This is a genomic window from Streptomyces sp. SID5785 (assembly GCF_009870065.1).
Taxonomy (GTDB): domain Bacteria; phylum Actinomycetota; class Actinomycetes; order Streptomycetales; family Streptomycetaceae; genus Streptomyces.
Map to the genome: position 1 here is coordinate 1 of NZ_WWIA01000916.1, position 604 is coordinate 604.

Sequence of the window (604 nt, forward strand, 5' to 3'; positions counted from 1 at the left end):
ATCGTGCTCATCACGCACGACCTCGGCGTCGTCGCCGAGACCGCGGACCGCGTCCTCGTCATGTACGCGGGCCGCCCCGTCGAACAGGCCCCGGCCGACGATCTGTTCGCCGCCCCGGGGCACCCCTACACCCGCGGACTGCTGGGGGCGGTCCTGCGGCCCGGCAGCCGCACCGCCGACAGCCGGGCCCGGCTCAACGAGATCCCGGGGCTCGTGCCCGACCTCCGGCGACAGCCCGACGCCTGCTCGTTCGCACCGCGCTGCGCGTTCGCCCAGGACGACTGCCGTGACGGGCGGCCGCTGCTGCGGACCCTGTCCGGCACGCACCGGATCGCCTGTCACTACCCGGCGGGCGCCGCCCCCGAGGCAGGGTCGGCACCCGAGAGCGAGGCCGGGTCCGCACCCGACGCCGGGCCCGCGTCCGCAACCCAGGCAGAGGAGGTCTCCCGATGACCGGGACACCCGTCCTGGAGGTCCGTGACCTCCAGCGCCACTTCCCGTCCACGTCCGGCACCGTCAAGGCGGTCGACGGTGTCACGCTCACCATCGCACCCGGCGAGGTCGTCGGCCTCGTCGGCGAGTCCGGCAGCGGCAAGTCCACCGT

2 protein-coding genes are annotated in these 604 nt (G+C 75.0%); both read left to right on the forward strand.

Annotated elements, in window-relative coordinates; all coding sequences use genetic code 11:
* The coding region (locus tag GTW43_RS30090; RefSeq protein WP_161305151.1) for an ABC transporter ATP-binding protein at positions 1 to 453 on the forward strand (453 nt) is incomplete at its 5' end.
* Positions 450 to 604: ATP-binding cassette domain-containing protein (locus GTW43_RS30095; RefSeq protein ID WP_161305152.1), on the forward strand; the 155-nt coding region annotated here is incomplete at its 3' end. The genes GTW43_RS30090 and GTW43_RS30095, both read left to right, overlap by 4 nt.